Source organism: Streptomyces sp. NPDC029044 (assembly GCF_040637495.1).
Classification (GTDB): Bacteria; Actinomycetota; Actinomycetes; order Streptomycetales; family Streptomycetaceae; genus Streptomyces.
On record NZ_JBEZWN010000064.1, the window covers coordinates 12,205 to 30,730 of the forward strand.

Genomic DNA, 18,526 nt, shown 5'->3' on the forward strand with positions numbered 1-18,526 from the left:
CCGAGGTAGTGGCTCATGGCTGAAGTCCTGACGGTTCGCGCCGCCCTGGAGCTTGAGGTGTTCACGCGCACCACCGTGCGTGTGTACGCCGGGGAGAGGAATCTGGACCGCCCGGTGCGCTGGGTGCACACCGGCGAGATCCCGGACATCCACCGCTTCCTCACGGGTCAGGAGATGCTGCTGACCGCCGGCCTCGGCATGGGTGAGACGCAGCTTGAGCAGCGCGCCTTCATCCGGCGCCTCGCGGACGCCCACGCGGCCGTCCTGGTCGTCGAACTGGCCGGGCGCATGTTCGACTCCATGCCGGAGGCGGTGATCGAGGAGGCGGAAGCGGCCGGCCTGCCGCTGGTGGGACTCGCCGACGAGATTCCCTTCGTCGAGACGTCGGCGCAGGTCCACGAGGTGCTGGTCGGGATGCGCGTCAAGCAGCTGATCGCCGAGGAGGCCACCAGTCAGGCGTTCATGGATCTGCTGCTGGCCGACGAGGACTACGTCGGCGTGGTCAGGGAGCTGGCCCGTCGCACCGGGCACCCCGTGGTGCTGGAGGACGTCGCCCATCAGATGCTGGCCTACGGAGGTGCGACGCCGGAGGCCGACCGGGTCGTGGACGAGTGGAGTGCGCACTCCCGGGCGATCCACGAACGCCACCCCTCGCTCCCGGCGCACGCCCCGGGGGCTCCCACTGCATCGGCGGCCTCGTTCCGCGAGGTCGCGCCATGCGCTCGCCAGCCCGTGATCCTTCGGGGCGAGTCATGGGGCTGGCTCCACCTCCTGCACGGTGGGAAACAGCCGAGCCCGCCCGAACTGCGCACGCTGGAACGGGCCGCCGCGGCTGTGGCGATCTCGCTGCTGAGTGAGCGGGAGAGCGGCGCCCGCGCCTCCCAGCGCCAGACGGCGCTGCTGAACCGGCTTCTGCTCGGCGACGTCACGGGAGAGCGGTTCGTGACCCTCAGCCTGGCGCTCGGCCAGGACCTGCGCGGACGGGACCTGGTGGTTGTCACGGCATGGGCGGGGGACGAGGAGCCCCTCAAGGACCACCTCCTTGCCCGACTTCTGCAGGAGGCCGGCTGGCCCGCCGTCGTGGGCGACACCGGAGACTTCGACGTGGCGGTCGTGGGCCTGCCCACCCGCGCCGACGCCACCCACGTGCAGACCCTGCTGGCCGAGCACGGTGTGCGGGGTGGCATCAGCCGGATCGTGGAGCCGGCGGTACTTCCTCTGGCGCTGCGCCAGAGCCGCAGCGCGGCGTCCGTCGCCGCGGCGGCCTCGACCACGGAAGTGCGTCACTTCGACGATCTGGGAGCCCTGCGCCTCCTCGTCGCGCTCTCGGAAGGTCCCGAGCTCAGGCGTTACGTCGAGGACGAACTCGGTCCGCTCCTCGAACACGACGCACTGGTGAAGAACCCTCTGCTGCCCACGCTCCGCACGTTCCTCGACTGCGGTGGCAACAAGGCGCGGGCGGCGGAGGAACTCTTCATCCAGCGACGCACCCTCTACCACCGCCTCGACAGACTCTCCGAGATCCTCGGCCTCGACCTCACACAGGTCAGTAACCAGCAGCGGCTGCAACTGGCCGTGCGCGGACATGACTTGCTGCGCAAGCCGACACTGCGGCGGACCTGACCCGCGGCAGGCCCGCCGCCACGACGTCAGCCCTTCGTCGCCCTGGCCAGGGAGGGGGCGATGCGCAGGGCGTTGGCCCCGATCGTCAGGGCCGGGTTGAGCGCCGCGGAGGACGGGAAGAAGGACGAGTCGGCCACCCAGAGGTTCTCGACGTCATGGCTGCGGCACAGGGGATCCAGCACGCTCTGCGCCGGGTCGTCGCCCGCCACGGCCGTACCGCACATGTGGGAGTTGGTCTCGATGCCCATGCGCTGGGTGAAGATCAGCGGATAGCCGGACGTGCGGACCGCCCGGGTCACCCGGCGCACGAGCTCGTGGTGGGGCGTGAGGTTGGTCGGCGTCCAGTCGATGAGGATACGGTCCCCGTCCACCCGCACCCGGTTGTTCCGGGACGGGAGGTCCTCGGTCGTCAGGTAGATGTCCAGGCTCCTGGCCGCCATGAACTTCAGGGCCCAGTCCGGTGCCCACGGACGCGCGGGCTTGAGCATGGGGGCCTGAAGCTTGCCCAGCATCTGGAGGTTCCCGAGCGGGAAGCGCGTCCCTGGTCCGGCCTCGTAGAAGTCGTTCAGACCGAGCGTCTTCTGCCACTGCGTGGGGTTGGTCCGCAGCGGGTTGACCCCGACGAAGAACGTGCTGTTGTGCACCATGTAGTTGCGGCCCAGCAGCCCTGACGAGTTGGCGAGACCCTCAGGGTGCGCGTCGCCGGCCGAACGGAGCATGAGCGCGGCCGAGTTGACGGCGCCTCCGGCGAGGGCGAAGGTCTTGGCGTGGATCCGGACGGTGCGGCCCGCGTGCCGTGCCTCGGCGGCCACCACCCTCCGGCCATCGGGTGAGGTGATCAGACGGGTGATCTCCGCTCCCGTGAGGATCTTCACGCCGTCGCGCAGCGCGGGGAGGAGGAGCCGGTTCTCGGCGTCCGACTTCATCCCCGTCTCGTCCGGACAGCCGTCGGCGGTCGTCACGGCGGCACGATCGGCCTGCGTGCTGATGTTCAGGGCGTTCGGCGTGTGGAACGGGTGCAGGCCCTGCCTGCGCAGCGACCGGGAGAACCGCTCGATCTCCGGTTCGTGCTGGAGCGCCGGGTACGGGTAGGGCTTGGAGTGCGGCGGCTCGGTCGGGTCCTCGCCGGTCTGCCCGTGGACCTGGAGCAACTGCTCCATGACGGTGTAGAAGGGCTCCAGGTCGTCGTAACCGAAGGGCCAGGCACGCGAGACACCCTCGTGGTGCTCCACCTCCGTGAAGTCACTGCGCCGGAAACGGGGCAGCATGGCGCCGTAGAAGCGGGTGTTTCCGCCCACCCAGTAGTACACGCCCGGCGCGAACGGCTTGCCGGTGCTGCCGTCGTACCAGTAGCCCGCGTTCTTGTAACGGCCCTTGATGTACATCTCGGTCGGCTGCGAGTTCTCCGGTTCACGGGGAAGGAAGCGACCCCGTTCCACGACGAGGACGTCCAGACCGGAGTCCTTCAGCGCCCAGGCCAGTGCGGACCCGCCCATGCCGGAGCCGATGATCAGGACATCTGTGCTGATCTCCTCGCCGGAATCGACGGAAACGAGGGCGTCGGGCCGAAGCTCCGGGGGCGTGTAATCCTGACGGACCGGATCGGACATGAGTCGGAATCCCCTTAGGCGCTCGGGTACTGCGTAGGTTCCCAGCGAGCCTAAACAGCGGCCTGGGTGCAGCACATGCACGGAATGGGTAATCGCTGCTGTCTGATTTGCTCACTTCGTGCATGGGCCCGGCATGCCTGGGGTCCCTAGCGTCTTCGGGAACCACCACGTCGATCAGGGCGGCCACCACGACGTCGATCAGGGCGGCCGGACTTCCACGGAGGCGCAATGGACAGCGAAGCGTATGACTACATCGTCGTCGGGGCCGGTTCGGCCGGATGTGCGGTCGCGGCCCGCCTGTCCGAGGATCCGGATGTCACGGTCGCGCTGATCGAAGCAGGACCGCCGGCCCGAGGCCGCCTCTTCGAGATACCCGCCCTGTTCTCCCAGCAGCTCAAGACGGCGTTCGACTGGGACTTCGAGACGGACCCCGAGCCGCGACTCGCAGGACGCAGGGCCTACTTGCCCCGCGGCCGGGTGATCGGCGGCACCAGCTCGATGAACACGATGCTGTACGTGCGCGGTCACCGCTACGACTACGACACGTGGGAACGGCTCGGGAACCCGGGCTGGGGGTATGACGACGTTCTGCCGTACTTCAAGAAGTCCGAGGACAACGAGCGCGGAGCCGACGACTTCCACGGTGTCGGTGGCCCCCTCTCCGTCAGCGACCCCGTCTCCGTCCATCCCCTCCTGACCGCATGGGTCGAGGCGGCTCAGGAGGCGGGGCACAAGCCCAACGCGGACTTCAACGGGCCTGAGCAGGAGGGCGTGGGCTATCACCAGGTCACACAGCGAGGCGGTCTGCGGTGCAGCAGCGCGACGGCGTTCCTGGAGCCGGCCGCGGGACGTCCGAACCTCACCGTCCTTTCCTCGACGACCGCTCTGCGCATCGGCTTCGACGGCTCACGGGCCATCGGGCTGGAGGTCGACCACCTCGGAGCCGTCCGGACGATCCGTGCCGACCGCGAGGTGGTGCTGTCCCTCGGGGCCTACAACTCGCCCCACCTGCTCCTCCAGTCCGGCGTCGGGCCGGCCGACGAACTCTCCGCGGGCGGGATCACCCCTCTGCACGACCTGCCTGATGTCGGCCGGAACATGCAGGACCACACCGGGTGCTTCATCAGCTTCTTCAGCGACACCCAGCCGGTCCTGGGACCCGACACCTCCGCGCAGGAGCAGCTCCTGCGCCGGCAGGGCACCGGCCCCATGGCCTGGAACGAGGTCGGCGGCTTCTTCAGCTCGAGCGATGACGTCCCCGCCCCGGACATCCAGGTTCATGCCGCGCTGGGCATCGTCCGAGACGAAGGACTCGCTGCGCCACTCGAGCCCGGAATGTCGTTCGGTCCATACGTCGCACGGCCGGCGAGCCGCGGCTCGGTGCGGCTGCGGCATTCCCACCCCTATGCCAAGCCGCGCATCTTCCACAACTACCTCGACGACCCCGACGACCGACGGCGGCTGCGCGAGGGCGTCCGTCTGTGCATGCGCATCGCCCGTGAACAGCGGCTGACGGCCATGCTGCGATCGGACCTGCGCGCGGCGGCCGCCGCCGGACTCGCCCCTCGGTCGGACAGCGACCAGGACATCGACGATTTCATCCGCACACAGTCCTTCTCCTTCTACCACCCGTCGGGCACCTGCATGATGGGCAAGGTCGTCGACCACGAACTACGGGTACGAGGGCTTGAGAACGTCCGCGTGGCGGACACCTCCGTCATGCCCACGCTCGTCACCGGGAACACGAACGCTCCCGCCATCATGATCGGGGAGCGGGCCGCGTCGTTCATGCGGACGTCGACAGGATGAGCCCGTCTCGCGCCGCCTCCTCCCTCAGCACTCGATGACGTTGACCGCGAGCCCGCCCCGGGCCGTCTCCTTGTACTTGACCTTCATGTCGGCGCCGGTCTTCTTCATGGTCTTGATGACCTTGTCCAGGGAGACGTGATGGCGGCCGTCGCCCCGCAGGGCCATCCGCGCCGCGGTGACGGCCTTGACCGCAGCCATGCCGTTCCGCTCGATGCAGGGGATCTGGACGAGGCCGCCGACCGGGTCGCACGTCAGCCCCAGGTTGTGCTCCATGCCGATCTCGGCGGCGTTCTCCACCTGCTCCGGTGAGCCGCCGAGGACCTCCGCGAGGCCGCCGGCGGCCATCGAGCAGGCGGCACCGACCTCGCCCTGACAGCCGACCTCCGCACCGGAGATGGAGGCGTTCTCCTTGAACAGCAGGCCGATGGCACCGGCCGCCAGCAGGAACCGGACGACTGCGTCGTCGTCGGCGCCATGGACGAAATCGACGTAGTAGTGCAGGACGGCCGGGATGATGCCGGCTGCCCCGTTGGTCGGTGCGGTGACCACGCGGCCGCCGGACGCGTTCTCCTCGTTGACCGCCATGGCGTAGAGGGTCACCCACTCCAGCGCCCGCCCGGCCGGATCGCCGTCGGCCCGCAGCGCCTTGGCCACGGCGGCGGCCCGGCGGCGGACCTTCAGCCCACCCGGCAGGATCCCCTCGCAGGACAGTCCGCTCGCCACGCACTCCCGCATCACCCGCCAGATCTCCAGCAGGCCGGTACGGATCTCCTGCTCGCTGCGCCAGGCCAGTTCGTTCTCCAGCATCAGCGCCGAGATCGACAGGCCGGTCTCCCGGGCCAGCCGCAGCAACTCGTCACCGCTGCTGAACGGGAACTTGAGCACGGTGTCGTCCGGCTTGACCCGGCCGGCGCCGGCCGCGTCCTCGTCGACGACGAAACCGCCGCCCACCGAGTAGTACGTCTTCTCCAGCAGCGCTGTGCCCTCGGCGTCGTACGCGAACAACGTCATGCCGTTGGCGTGGTACGGCAGCGAACGGCGGCGGTGCAGCACCAACTGCCTGTCGACGTCGAAGCCGATCTCGTGGGCTTCGCCGAGGGCGCGGCCCAGCAGCCGCAGCCGCCCCGTCGACGTGATCCGCTCGACGTCCCGCCCGGCCTCGGCCACGTCCACCGTGTGCGGCTCGTTGCCCTCTAGGCCGAGCAGCACGGCCTTGGGACTGCCGTGGCCGTGTCCTGTGGCGCCGAGGGAGCCGAAGAGCTCGGCCCGCACCGCTGCCGTACGGGCGAGGAGCCCCTCCTCCCGCAGTCGTCCCGCGAATATCCCGGCGGCGCGCATGGGGCCGACGGTGTGTGAACTGGACGGCCCTATGCCGATGGAGAAGAGGTCGAAGACGGAGACGGCCACGAGCGGGCTCCCGTTTCTTAATGAGCAACTGAACTCTCTATGCGCAACAGCCTTTCTCGCGGGTTCGGGGGTTGTCAAGACGGCGGCAGGCCTCGATCAGGGACGCTGACGTAGGTGGCGAGGCCGACAGGGTCCGGCGGTGCGGGTGCCGCCCGTGACCATCTCGTCGCCTATACGTCCTGCCGGCGCGGGGGCGTCGATACCGGCCGGGTTAGCAGGCGCCGCGACGTTCGCCACCTCTGTCGTCGGCGCCGGTGAGTACGCGTTGCTGTCCATGGGTCACCGTCGGCGACGTCGCACCCGACCGGTGGCCCGGGCTCGCCTGCGGCCTGGGCGGGCTGGTCGGCGGCTACGCAGGCGCCCGCCTCCAGATCCGCTTGCCGGAGACGGGCCTGCGGCTCCTCCTCGGCGGCCCGGCCGCAGGCCTGGGCGTCTTCTACGTCGTCCAGGGACTGGCCTGAGGCGCCGCGTCCGCTGTGGCGCCTTCGAGGGCAGGACGCACGGTCAGTCGTCCGTGCCCTTGGGCTGTGCTTCGCCCTCGGGCGCGGCCGCCGAATCCGAGGCAGGGGCGGTGTAGAAGACGCTCCTGCCCTGCTTGGAGCGCTCCGCCTGGCTCTTGGCCACGAGGCCTTCGAGCGTGACGCGCACGACCTTGGCCGCGATGCCGCGGTGGGGGTGGGCTTCGGCGAGCGCGGTGGAGATCTCCGCTGCGGAGCGCGGTTCCTTCTGCTCGGCGAGGTGGCGGCGAATGAGCTCGACCAGGGTGGGCTCGGGCGTCTTGGCGCTGTCCGCCTTCTTGGCCACGGGCTTCCCGGTTGCGGGCTTCCCGGCTGCGGGCTTCCGGGCTGCGGGCTTCTTGGCCGCCTTCTTCACCGGCGTGGCAGTGGACTTGCGCGCCTTCTGCTTCTCGCCGGCCGCCGGACCGGCCTTCTTCCCCCGCGGGGAAGGCAGCACGGCACTCTCGGGCTCGGCTGCGACCCCGTTCGGCGGCATGGTGATGCCGAGTGCCTGCTGCATGGTCACCAGCACGCCGTGATCGTGCTGGAGAGCGGCGAGCTGCTCCTGCAGCGTGGTGATTTCCGCACCGATGCGTTCTTGCTCCTTGAGGTTCGCTTCGAGGTCGCCGGTCACCTGGGCGATGTACTGCGATGCCAGTTCGGTGGCGGGAGTCTTTGTCTCGGGCATGGCACTGACCTTTCCTCGGCGTCGAAGGCAAGCTGCGGGTGATGTCTGTCCCAGGGCGGGCCTCAGTGGCCCGGTGGGGGAGTTGTGCGTCCAGCGAGCTGCCCTGGTGAGAGATGGTACGGACAGGAGAGGCCAGTTGTTCCCGCTGAGTGGTGTCCTCTTTCCCGGCGCCGAACTCACCACTGCGACCTTCAGCGTCAACAGGCGGCGGACATACCCGAGTTGGTGTCATGTCCCGTCCGGCGACTGCCGGCTGAACGCGTGCACGGCATCCGCGGCCCGCCAGGCAGGATCAGGATCGCCGCCGTGTCGCGTGCGGAGCGGCTGTCACCAGCCGGGCCGTTTCATCACCGTCGGCCGGGACCGTAGGGCCACCCGGCACCCGCAGCCGGCGGTCGCGCCCGATTCGAGATCGTCGCTCAGGAGCAGCCGGAAGGGCAGCGGGCGTGCCGATGCAGCAGCCGACCTGACGAGGGTCCGGCCGGCATCCGCCGATCGGCCCGCCGGCCGGATCGCGCCGACCTGAACTCCCAGGGACAGAACTGCCGGGACCACCTCCGTGAGCCGGGGTGGTCACCAATGGGGGTTGCCCACCAAGTAGGCGATGCCCGCGAGGACGGCCAGGACCAGCGCAGGGATCGCCAGCCCTTTCGCGATCGCAGTCAGGGTGTGTGTACTGCTCGCCGCCTGCCTCGTGTAGTGCTCCCGCCGAGTTCCCAGGTCGTGCCGGGCCACCGCGCCGACCACCAGCGCCAGCGCACCGGTGACCAGACACACGATGAGAGGCGTGAGCGCTCCGTACTCACGGACGTTGTCCTCGATGCTGCCCTGGACCCCTTCCTCGCCTCGTTCGACGACGGCCACCACCGCTCTCTGCAGGGCCAGTACGAGTGTGCCGATGGACGCGACGGCCAGGGCGAGAGCGGCACCGGCGAGGGCGGGGGCGCGCCTGTCCGTGCGACCGGCGGGTGTGGTGGTCACGGGCGGCTTCTCGGGGCGGGCGGGCGGCTTGTCGGGGCGGGGCGGGGTCCCCGGGGGCCCGACGAGCACCGTCTGCTGCTCGTCGCCCCCTCCGTGAGACGGCTCCGCGGGACCGTCCGAGGCGCCGGTTCCGGGCCCGGTGCGACCGGGCCCGCGCGAGGGGGTCACCTCCGCCTCGACATGGATCACCGACTCGTCTGCCACACCCTTCAGCACGATGTCGCCCGACAGGCGTCCCTCGGTCGCCGTGTCGATGCGGACCTCCAGACCGCTGCCGGTCGGGTCGACCCGCAGCCACGACTGTTTGGGCTGGGCCACGCAGTGCCGGGCCAGCGGCGGGCCGTGCATGGTCACGGACTGCTTGTGGGGGGTGGAACCCCTCGGTATCACGCCGAAGTCCAGGTGGTCCGGGGACGGTGCCAGCCGGATCTTGCCCAAGGCGTCGGACGCCATGCCGGCGATCTGCTGGACGTCGTTGCGCGCGACCTCCTCCAGGTGCTGACGCGCTCCTTCCGCCACGGGCAGCTCCCTGTGCTGCAACCGTTTCTGCAACTCCAGCACGGCGCCCTGCCGGGTGAGGAACTCTTCGCTGCTCATCGCGGCCCGCAGAGAGGGCGGCGAGGGAATGGCAACGATCTTGATGCGGCCGCGCCTGCTGTGTGCAAGGTGCAGTTCCCCGTGCAGTTCCGCCGCCTTCTTGGGCGTCTGGTTGGGGTTCTGCTCCCGCACCTGTTGGTAGACGTACTCGTACAGGTCGTCGAGGGAGACCCTGCCGTCCGCATCGAGGTCGGCCTCGCCGGTCTCCAGGCCCTCGACCACGGCGTGGGTGAACACCGAGGGCCGCGGAGCGGAGGAGTCGTCTGCGAGTTGGCTGCCCTCGAAGGCGTACTCCATGGAGTCGGACGCGGTGATGACGGCCCAGCCCCGCCCGCTGGCCGGCTCGTCCTTGGCGAAGGATTCGAGGACGTTGACGTCTCCGGACGCGCGTACGGAGGTCGAGCCCCGGGAGAAGGCCCCGCCGTAGCAGCAGTCGAGGAACAGCACGGTGCGGCCGGCCCGCGTGACGGACATGCAACTGCGGACGAACTGGGAGGGGACGGCCGTGGCGGCGAGCAGCGGGGGCTCGGTGTCGCTCGCGGCGAAGTACAGCTCGCCCGACTCGCTCTTGAGGCCGTGGCAGGAGAAGTGCAGCAGAAGCGTATCGGCGCGGCGACGGTCGTTGAAGAAGCCCTGGATGCGCCTGCGCATGACGTCGGCCGACGCGTTGTGCACGACCTCCACGTCGAAGTCGCCGATCTGCGGGTCGTGCAGCACCTTCTCGAGGGCCGCGGCGTCCTGGGCGGGCGCCCTGAGCTTCTTGAGTCCCTGGTCGCTGTACCGGTCGTTGGCGATGATCAGCGCGTGCCTGGAATCCGTCATGGCTCGGCTCCAGCCGGGGAATGGCGCTGGGTGAAGATCTCGAACGCTGCCGCGACCTGGTCGTCGGTCGCCTCGGACACCTCCAGGACATCGTCGCCCATCCGCAGGTGCAAGGACGGGTGCGTGTCATGGCGACGGCCCCTCCATGACCGGATGGCGTTCATCACCTGGCTCAGGGCGGTCGCGGAGCTGCCCAGGGTGACCAGGAGGGCACCGATCTGAGTGACGTCCACGGCCCGCGCTCCGGGAGGGACCTCGCCACCCGGAAGCGTCGTGACGTCTTCCACGTCGAGGTCGAGCAGTTCCTGACGGAGGTAGCCGGTCAGTTCGGCGACGCGTTCCGCTTCCGCGTCCTCCTCGGTGAGGAGGATGTGCAGTTCGTTCTCCACCGTGTCAGCCCCTTCGTTCGTGCTCATCGGGGCGGCGCAGAGTTCGAGGTATCGGTGGGCTCCACGTCATCATTTACAGTTTCCGCTGCTCAGAGCCGGGTGGCAAGTCGCCCACGCGGGAATGAGTTTCACGCTTCAACCGAAAGGTTCCGCTTTCAACTTGGCGCGGTTCGTCGTCGGCGAGGTCTCGTCGGTGACCCGGCGCGCCGAGGACGGGGCGATGCCGCGGAACGGGCCGATAAACCGCATTCAACTGATTGTCACTGCTTCGAGGTAAGCATCTCGTCTCCCTGGTGGTCGCGGCCCGTTCAGCGGCTAGCTTTCTGCAGGTGGACGGATCGCCGTGATCCTTCCCGCCCGTTGCCCACTCCTCCCTGTCTCCCGGTCGGCGCATCCGCGTGCGCCGGACGCCCCGTCGTGCAAGGAGAGACTCCCTCCCGATGACCGTCCACAGCATCCCGGACACCCGGACCGCACCCGATGCGGCGCAGCAGTCGCTGAGCACCGCCGCCGCCCGCAACCTCGCCACCACCACCAAGTCCGCCCCGCAGATGCAGGAGATCACCTCCCGCTGGCTGCTGCGGATGCTGCCCTGGGTCGAGGCCGAGGGAGGCGCCTACCGGGTCAACCGGCGGCTGCGCCACACCCTCGGCGACGGACACATCGAGTTCGTCCAGGAGGGCGCAACGGTCCGGGTGATCCCCAGGGAACTCGGTGAACTGGCCCTGCTGCGCGGATTCGAGGACAGCGATGTCCTCACGGCGCTCGCCGACCGCTGCACACAGCGTGACTTCGCGGCGGGTGACGTCCTCGTCGAGCGCGGCAGCCCCGCCGACCGGATCCACCTGATCGCCCACGGCCGGGTCAGCCGGACCTCCGCGGGCAAGTACGGCGGAGAGATCGCCATCGCGGTCCTCGCGGACGGTGACCACTTCGGTGAGAGCGCCCTGCTGGACCCCGACGCCCGCCACGACAGCACGGTCACCGCCGAGACCTCCGGCACCCTCCTCACCCTGTCCCGCTCGGACTTCGCCGCAGTGCAGGACTCGGCGCCCGCCCTCCGAGCCCATGTCGAAGCGTTCAGCTCCCGATCGCGACTGCGGCAGAACAAGCACGGCGAGGCCGAGATCGCCGTGTCGGCCGGCCACGTCGGCGAGGCCGACCTGCCGGGAACCTTCGTCGACTACGAACAGCGGCCGCGCGAGTACGAACTCTCCGTCGCACAGACCGTACTGAGGATCCACACCCGGATCGCCGACCTCTACAACGGCCCGATGAACCAGAGCGAGGAACAACTCCGGCTCACCATCGAGGCCTTGCGGGAGCGCCAGGAACACGAGCTCATCAACAACCGTGAGTTCGGACTGCTGCACAACGCCGACTTCAAGCAGCGCATCCAGCCCCGTTCCGGCCCGCCCACCCCGGACGACATGGACGACCTGCTCTGCCGCAGGCGAGGCACCAAAATGTTCCTCGCCCACCCCAGGACCATCGCCGCCATCGGGCGGGGCTTCAACGCCTGCGGTCTCTACCCCGACCACGTCGACCTCGGCGGACAGTCCGTGCCCGCCTGGCGCGGGGTCCCCATCCTGCCGTGCAACAAGATTCCCATCAGCAAGGAGCAGACCAGCTCCATCATCGCGATGCGCACCGGTGAGAAGAACCAGGGCGTCATCGGTCTGCGGCAGACGGGACTGCCGGACGAGTACGAACCGGGGCTCTCGGTGCGGTTCATGGGCATCAACGAACAGGCGATCAACTCCTACCTCGTCAGCACCTACTACTCCGCCGCGGTGCTCCTCCCCGACGCCCTCGGTGTCATGGAGAACGTGCAGATCGCTTCCAGACCGCGCTGAAGCCCTGATCCGCGCAGGCCCACGCCTGACGCCCCCGCACGACGGAGCGCCCACCCCACCGCAGCAAGGAGCTGCCGATGCCCGACTCCGGGCCCCTCGGATCATCCCCGCCCGCACAGCGGCCGACGCCGCCCACACCCGTGCCGGACGCCCCCACGGCCATGCCGGACGCCACCACAGCCGCGCCGGACGCCCCCGCGCCGGTGGCCCCAGGCCTACCGGCGACGCCCACCGCCCGGCACTTCCTCGCCGCACTGCATCCGCCGGTCACGATCCCCGGCCCGCCATCGCCCCCGGCGGCCGCCCCGGCACGGGACACGCCTGACGCGGCCGAGGCCGGCTCCGCGCTCCGGCGGATCCTGCGCGGACCCACCGGACCGGGCACGACCTCGCTCTCCGTCGCCGAGAGGTATCACACCCCGGTTCCGGAACCGGAACCCCCGGCCCCCGCCCCGCCCGCCGAGGGGCGAGCCGTGCCCGGCCTCTACCACCACCCCGTCCCGGAGCCCGACCCCGTACGCGTCGAGGAGGTGAGCCGCCGGATCAAACGCTGGGCGGAGGACGAGGTCCAGCTCTACCCCGAGGAATGGGAGAAGCAGTTCGACGGATTCTCCGTCGGCCGCTACATGGTCGCCTGCCATCCCGACGCCCCGACGGTCGACCACCTGATGCTCGCCACGCGGCTGATGGTCGCGGAGAACGCGGTGGACGACTGCTACTGCGAGGACCACGGCGGGTCACCCGTCGGCCTCGGCGGGCGCCTCCTCCTCGCGCACACGGCGATCGACCACTTCCACACGACCGCGGAGTACGCGCCGGCGTGGCTGGAGTCGCTCGGGTCGGACGCGCCGCGCCGGGCGTACCGCAGCGCGATGGACTACTTCGTCCGCGCGGCCACACCCTCCCAGTCCGACCGCTACCGGCACGACATGGCCCGGCTGCACATGGGCTACCTCGCCGAGGCCGCCTGGGCACAGACCGGTCACGTCCCGGAGGTGTGGGAGTACCTGGCGATGCGCCAGTTCAACAACTTCCGTCCCTGCCCCACGATCACCGACACCGTCGGCGGTTACGAACTGCCCGCGGACCTGCACGCCCGGCCGGACATGCAACGGGTCATCGCCCTCGCCGGCAACGCGACCACCATCGTCAACGACCTCTACTCGTACACCAAGGAACTCAACAGCCCGGGCCGCCACTTGAACCTGCCGGTGGTGATCGCGGAACGCGAGCAACTCTCCGAGCGCGACGCCTATCTGAAGGCAGTCGAGGTCCACAACGAACTCCAGCACGCCTTCGAGGCCGCCGCGGCCGACCTCGCGGCGGACTGCCCCCTGCCCCCCGTGCTGCGCTTCCTCAAGGGCGTGGCCGCCTGGGTCGACGGCAACCACGACTGGCACCGCACCAATACCTACCGCTACAGCCTGCCCGACTTCTGGTAAAGAACGGACCCTTCTGTGACCACTGAAACGACCACCTCCGCCTCCGCCTCCGTGAAGATCCCGGCTCCGGCGACGCCGTACCAGGGGGACATCGCCCGCTACTGGAACAACGAGGCACGGCCGGTCAACCTCCGCCTCGGTGACGTGGACGGGCTCTACCACCACCACTACGGCATCGGCGAGGTGGACCAGGCCGCGCTCGGCGACCCGGCCCACAGCGAGTACGAGAAGAAGCTCATCGCGGAGCTGCACCGCCTGGAGTCGGCACAGGCTGAGGTCCTCCTGGACCACCTCGGCCCCGTCGGGTCCGGCGACACCCTCGTCGACGCCGGCTGCGGGCGCGGCGGCTCCATGGTCATGGCCCACCGCCGCTTCGGCTGCAAGGTCGAGGGCGTCACCCTCTCCGCGACCCAGGCCGACTTCGGCAACAGGCGGGCACGGGAACTGCGGATCGAGGACCATGTCCGCTCCCGCGTGTGCAACATGCTCGACACGCCCTTCGAGAAGGGCAGCATCGCCGCTTCGTGGAACAACGAGTCGAGCATGTACGTCGACCTCGACGACCTGTTCGCCGAGCACTCCCGCTTCCTGCGGGTGGGCGGCCGCTACGTGACCATCACCGGCTGCTGGAACCCCCGCTACGGCCAGCCGTCCAAGTGGGTCTCCCAGATCAACGCCCACTTCGAGTGCAACATCCACTCCCGGCGCGAGTATCTGCGCGCCATGGCCGACAACCGGCTCGTGCCGCAGGCCATCGTCGACCTCACTGCGGACACCCTGCCCTACTGGGAGTTGAGGGCCACGTCCTCACTGGTCACCGGGATCGAGAAGGCGTTCATCGAGTCCTACCGGGACGGCTCCTTCCAGTACGTCCTGATCGCGGCCGACCGCGTCTGACCCGGTCTCGCGGGCCGGGCCCTCACCGGAGGCCCCGGCTCCGCGAGTTGGCCGCCGGCGGCATTCGATCCCACAGCCGGTATGAGGATGTGAACGCCGCCGTTCCGTCTATGACCCCGTGCGAGAATGTCGCCCGTGACCGGATCGTCTACGTCGCCCGTCGTCGAGAGCACACCCCGTAACGGTCTGGGCCCGCGTGCCGCCGCAATACTGGTGTTCGGGTCCTCGGCGGCGGTCCTGGTGGTCGAGATCGTCGCCCTGCGGCTGCTGGCTCCCTACCTCGGCCTGACCCTCGAGACCAGCACCTTGGTGATCGGCATCGCGCTCACGGCCATCGCCTTCGGCTCCTGGCTGGGCGGCGTCATCGCGGACCAGGTCGATCCGCGCCGGCTCATCGGTCCGTCGCTGGGGGTGTCCGGAGCGGTGGTGGCGCTCACCCCCGCGGTCCTGCGGAGCACGGCGGAGTGGGCACCCGCGGTGCTCCTGGTCATCGCGTCGCTGACCATCCTCGTGCCGGGTGCACTGCTCTCCGCGGTGACGCCGTTCGTCACCAAGCTGCGTCTCACCAGCCTGGCGGAGACCGGTACGGTGGTCGGCCGGCTTTCGGGCATCGGCACGGTGGGCGCCATCGTCGGCACCGTGCTCACCGGCTTCGTCCTCGTGTCGCGGTTGCCGGTCAGCGGCATCCTGCTCGGGCTCGGAGCACTGCTGGTGGCCGGCTCGGCGTGGGTCGAGTGGCGAACGCGCGGGTGGACCGGCGCCCCGGCGCTGGCACTCGTCGTCGCGGCCGGCGGCCTCGCCGCCACGGTCGCACCCGGGGGCTGCGACGTGGAGACCAAGTACCACTGCGCACGCGTCGTCGCGGACCCCGGCGGGGGCGACGGCCGCACGCTCGTCCTGGACGGCCTGCGGCACTCCTACGTCGACATCGACGACCCGACCCATCTGAAGTTCGAGTACGTGCGCGCCGTCGCATCGGTCGTCGACGCCGGCTTCCCACAGGGCGAACCCCTGGTAGCCCACCACCTGGGCGGTGGCGGACTCACTCTTCCCCGCTACCTCTCGGCCACGCGCCCCGGAACACGAAGCCTCGTCTCCGAGATCGACGGCGGAGTCGTGCGCATCAACCACGACCGACTCGGTCTGCGGCCGGAGGACGGCATCGACGTGCGTGTGGAGGACGGCAGGCTCGGCCTGCGGCGGATCGACACCGACAGCCGTGACCTCGTCGTCGGCGACGCCTTCGGCGGCGTCAGCGTGCCGTGGCACCTCACCACCGTGGAAGCGATGGCCGATGTCAGGCGGGTCCTCGACGAGGGGGGCCTGTACGTGGCCAACCTCATCGACCACGGGGGTATGGACTTCGCACGCGCCGAAGTGGCCACGCTCGGCGAGACCTTCCCGCACGTCGCGCTCCTCGGCGAACCCGCCGACATCGGCCTGGGCCCGGCCGCCGCGTCCGAGGGCGGCAACCTGGTGGTGCTCGCCTCCGACCGGCCGGTCGACCTCCGGGCGGTCCAACGGGCGCTCGACGCCCGGCACACCGGCTGGAAGATCGCCACCGGCGAGGACCTCACCTCCTGGACCGGCGCCGCCCGGGTCCTCACCGACGACCACGCACCCGTGGACCAGCTCCTCCAGCCCTACAGCCCGCAGAGCGGCCGGTGAGGGGCGAGACCAAGGCCCACCGGCGACTTCACCCGCCTCGCTTGCCCGTGCCCAGGGCTTCGGCCACCAGCCCGCGTACGGCCTTCGATGCCTCGGCCCGGTCCGCCGGGACCAGTCCGATGCGCGTGCGACGGTCGAGCAGGTCGGCTTCGTCCAGGGCGCCCTCGTGCCGTAGCGCCCACAGCAGTTCGGCGCCGGTCACGGCGTGGCCGGGCACGACGGGCTCGCCCAGCCGCGGGTCCTGATCAGCCAGGGCGTGTACCGCCGGCGCCTCGGTGCCGTAGCGCTGGACGAGGCGGCGGGGCGCGCGCAGCGCGGCGAGCGCCCGGGGGGCCGCGGCGCCCACCAGCGGGAGCGTGGCGGTGGGGGAGGGGCCGGCGGCCAGGCCACGTGCGTCGACCACGGCGTTCACGGCGTCCTCGGCCATCCGGCGATAGGTGGTCAGCTTGCCGCCGACCACGCTGACCACGCCGTCCGGTGAGGTCAGCACCGCGTGCCGGCGGGAGATGTCGGCTGTGCGCGAGGCGGCGCCGGGCTGTGCGGTGGGGGTGGTGTCCAACAGGGGGCGCAGCCCGGCGAACGCGCCGACGACGTCGCTGCGACGGACCGGGACGTCGAGGACCGATCCGAGGACGTCGAGCAGAAAGCCGATGTCCGTCTCCGGCACCTCGGGGACGTCCGGGACGGGCCCGTCCAGAGGTTCGTCGGTGAGTCCGACATAGACCCGGCCGTCGTCCTGGGGCAGCACGAGGACGAAACGGTTGGTCTCGCCGGGGATGGGGATGTGCAGACCGGCGGGCAGCGGGCCGATGTCCTGCGAGCGCAGGACGATGTGGGTGCCGCGGGAGGGCCGGACCCGGATGCCCTCCACGAGGTCACCCGCCCACACACCCGTGGCGTTGATCACCGCCCGGGCCCGGATCTCGCCCTCCTCGCCGGTGAGTTCGTCGCGTATGCGGGCCCCGGACGCGGAGAGCTCCAAGGCCCGGACACGGGTCAGCACGCGGGCGCCCCGGGCGGCGGCGGTGCGGGCGAGGGCGGTCACCAGACGGGCGTCGTCGGTGAGCCTCCCGTCCCACGACAGCAGGCCGCCGCGCAGCTCCGCGGAGCGCAGCGCCGGAGCCAGGTGCCGGGTCTCGACCGGGGAGAGCCGGCGCGGGGCGGGCAGCGTGGCGCGAGCCGTGCGGGCCGACAGGCGCAGGGCGTCGCCGGCCCGGAAACCGGCCCAGGCGAGAGCGGCCTGGCCGCGCGAGACGAGTCCGGTCAGGGGCAGCACGAACGGCTGGGCGCGCACCAGGTGGGGTGCCGTCCGCTCCATCAGCACGCCGCGTTCGACCGCGCTCTCGTGGGCGACGTCGAACTGCGCCGAGGCCAGGTAGCGCAGCCCGCCGTGGATGAGCTTGGAGCTCCAGCGCGACGTGCCGAACGCGAGGTCGTGGGCGTCGACGGCGACGACGTCGAGACCGCGGGCGGCGGCGTCGAGGGCCGCTCCGGCGCCGGTCGCGCCGAGGCCCACGACCAGCACGTCCACCACGCGGCCGTCGGTCGCCTCGGTCAGGTCGCGGGAGCGCCGCGCGGCGGACAGGGAGGCCGCGGCGGGGGTGCCGGTCGGGCTCATGGGGTGAGGGTCCTCTCCAGAACGGTGCGCAGTTCGGTGAGGAAGGCCGCGCTCGTGAGCTCGGCGTCGTCCTCGTCGGTCATGGTGCGCAGGGACAGGGCGAAGGACTGGAGGATGAGCAGCACGGTCCTGGCCTGGCGTTCGGCCGGGGCCACCCGCACCGAGCCGTCCGCGTGTCCCTCGCGCAGCGCCCCGGCGAGCAACTCCAGCAGGGCCTCCTGGCTCGCGCCGCGCCGGTCCAGCACGTAGGGCAGGAGCAGTTCGGGATCCACGTCGACGATCTTCTGGAAGAGCGGGTGGGCGCGGAAGGCCTCCACACCCGTCACCAGGCCGTCGATCAGCGGCGGGAGCGTGCCCGCCTCGGGCCGGCTCTCGGGCATGGCTCCGGTCGCGACGGCGATCCACTCGCGCGTCATGAGGTCGCCGACCAGGGAACGGACGTCGGGCCAGCGGCGGTAGAGCGTCATCCGGGAGACGCCCGCGCGGCGGGCCACGTCGGTCATGGTCGTGCGGCGCACCCCGACCGCGAGGACGCAGTCCCGGACGGCGTCCAGTACCACGTCGTTGTCGGAGGACTTCTGCTGGGCCGAGCTGTTGTGACGATTAGGCGTCATGTGTAACA

At 70.5% G+C, this 18,526-nt stretch carries 13 protein-coding genes and 1 pseudogene; 7 read left to right on the top strand and 7 right to left on the bottom strand.

Translation table 11 applies throughout. The features are described from left to right. The first annotated feature begins 15 nt into the window (after positions 1–15). Positions 16–1,623 carry a PucR family transcriptional regulator gene (locus tag AB0E85_RS32935; RefSeq protein ID WP_361935056.1) on the top strand — a complete coding sequence of 536 codons (1,608 nt, stop codon included), beginning with the start codon at positions 16–18 and terminating at the stop codon, positions 1,621–1,623. 26 nt (positions 1,624–1,649) lie between these two features. On the opposite strand, the gene AB0E85_RS32940 is transcribed toward AB0E85_RS32935, so the two are convergent. Further along, on the bottom strand, positions 1,650–3,233 hold the full coding sequence (locus AB0E85_RS32940) for a GMC family oxidoreductase (protein ID WP_361935059.1): 1,584 nt from the start codon (positions 3,231–3,233) through the stop codon (positions 1,650–1,652). Positions 3,234–3,461: 228 nt separating this feature from the next. Here AB0E85_RS32940 and AB0E85_RS32945 point away from each other — a divergent pair, with 228 nt between their 5' ends. After that, positions 3,462–5,042, top strand: coding sequence for an FAD-dependent oxidoreductase (locus AB0E85_RS32945; protein WP_361935062.1), 1,581 nt, complete (start codon positions 3,462–3,464; stop codon positions 5,040–5,042). 24 nt (positions 5,043–5,066) lie between these two features. Here the strand turns inward: AB0E85_RS32945 and AB0E85_RS32950 are convergent, their stop codons facing one another. After that, on the bottom strand, positions 5,067–6,449 hold the full coding sequence (locus AB0E85_RS32950) for an L-serine ammonia-lyase (protein WP_361935065.1): 1,383 nt from the start codon (positions 6,447–6,449) through the stop codon (positions 5,067–5,069). A gap of 214 nt (positions 6,450–6,663) precedes the next feature. Between AB0E85_RS32950 and AB0E85_RS32955 the strand changes: the two are divergent. Then, positions 6,664–6,910, top strand: a pseudogene (locus AB0E85_RS32955) (sulfite exporter TauE/SafE family protein); the annotation flags it as partial. Between the two features lie 43 nt (positions 6,911–6,953). On the opposite strand, the gene AB0E85_RS32960 reads toward AB0E85_RS32955, so the two are convergent. From AB0E85_RS32960 to AB0E85_RS32970, 3 genes are all read right to left on the bottom strand, one after another. Further along, a complete protein-coding gene (locus AB0E85_RS32960) occupies positions 6,954–7,634 on the bottom strand; it encodes a hypothetical protein (RefSeq protein ID WP_361935068.1) in 681 nt (226 codons plus the stop codon). Positions 7,635–8,207: 573 nt separating this feature from the next. Continuing rightward, a complete protein-coding gene (locus tag AB0E85_RS32965; protein ID WP_361935070.1) occupies positions 8,208–10,034 on the bottom strand; it encodes a caspase family protein in 1,827 nt (608 codons plus the stop codon). Continuing rightward, the gene (locus AB0E85_RS32970) at positions 10,031–10,450 is read right to left on the bottom strand and encodes a hypothetical protein (protein WP_361935073.1); all 420 of its coding nucleotides are present in this window, start codon (positions 10,448–10,450) and stop codon (positions 10,031–10,033) included. Before AB0E85_RS32970 ends, AB0E85_RS32965 begins: the two co-directional genes overlap by 4 nt. Positions 10,451–10,863: 413 nt before the next feature. On the opposite strand from AB0E85_RS32970, the gene AB0E85_RS32975 reads away from it, so the two are divergent. The 4 genes from AB0E85_RS32975 (at position 10,864) to AB0E85_RS32990 (ending at position 16,286) form a co-directional block, all read left to right on the top strand. Next, a complete protein-coding gene (locus tag AB0E85_RS32975; protein WP_361935076.1) occupies positions 10,864–12,279 on the top strand; it encodes a family 2B encapsulin nanocompartment shell protein in 1,416 nt (471 codons plus the stop codon). A 77-nt stretch (positions 12,280–12,356) separates the two neighbouring features. After that, on the top strand, positions 12,357–13,721 hold the full coding sequence (locus AB0E85_RS32980; protein WP_361935079.1) for a family 2 encapsulin nanocompartment cargo protein terpene cyclase: 1,365 nt from the start codon (positions 12,357–12,359) through the stop codon (positions 13,719–13,721). Positions 13,722–13,736: 15 nt separating this feature from the next. Then, complete coding sequence (locus AB0E85_RS32985; RefSeq protein WP_361935081.1) at positions 13,737–14,618, top strand: geranyl diphosphate 2-C-methyltransferase; 882 nt, start codon at positions 13,737–13,739, stop codon at positions 14,616–14,618. Between the two features lie 135 nt (positions 14,619–14,753). Beyond that, the gene (locus tag AB0E85_RS32990) at positions 14,754–16,286 is read left to right on the top strand and encodes a fused MFS/spermidine synthase (protein ID WP_361935083.1); all 1,533 of its coding nucleotides are present in this window, start codon (positions 14,754–14,756) and stop codon (positions 16,284–16,286) included. A 28-nt stretch (positions 16,287–16,314) separates the two neighbouring features. Here AB0E85_RS32990 and AB0E85_RS32995 read toward each other — a convergent pair whose 3' ends face one another. Next, positions 16,315–17,904, bottom strand: a complete 1,590-nt coding sequence (locus AB0E85_RS32995; protein ID WP_361935086.1) for a glycerol-3-phosphate dehydrogenase/oxidase — start codon at positions 17,902–17,904, stop codon at positions 16,315–16,317. Continuing rightward, positions 17,901–18,518 carry a helix-turn-helix domain-containing protein gene (locus AB0E85_RS33000; protein ID WP_361935089.1) on the bottom strand — a complete coding sequence of 206 codons (618 nt, stop codon included), beginning with the start codon at positions 18,516–18,518 and terminating at the stop codon, positions 17,901–17,903. The genes AB0E85_RS32995 and AB0E85_RS33000 overlap by 4 nt, the downstream gene beginning before the upstream one ends. Positions 18,519–18,526 lie beyond the last annotated feature (8 nt).